At 65.3% G+C, this 245-nt stretch carries 1 protein-coding gene; it reads left to right on the forward strand.

Annotation, left to right across the window (positions count from 1 at the left end; all coding sequences use genetic code 11):
* Positions 1 to 245, forward strand: a 245-nt coding sequence (locus IJ15_RS25150; RefSeq protein ID WP_037136377.1) for a proton-conducting transporter transmembrane domain-containing protein, incomplete at both ends; no start/stop codon positions are given.

The following is a 245-nucleotide window of genomic DNA, read 5'->3' on the forward strand; positions in this document are numbered from 1 at the left end:
AGCCGGACTGTTCCTCGGCGCCGGTTCGGTGATGCACGGGATGAACGAGGAAACCGACATGCGCCGCTACGGCGGGCTCCGGACACTGATGCCGATCACGTTCGTCACCTTCGGTTTCGGGTACCTCGCGATCATCGGGATTCCGCCGTTCTCGGGATTCTTCGCCAAGGACAAGATCATCGAGGCCGCGTTCGGATCGGGTGGAGTCGGTGGCGCTGCCCTCGGCGCCGTCGCGTTGCTCGGCG

The organism is Prescottella defluvii, from assembly GCF_000738775.1.
Taxonomy (GTDB): domain Bacteria; phylum Actinomycetota; class Actinomycetes; order Mycobacteriales; family Mycobacteriaceae; genus Prescottella; species Prescottella defluvii.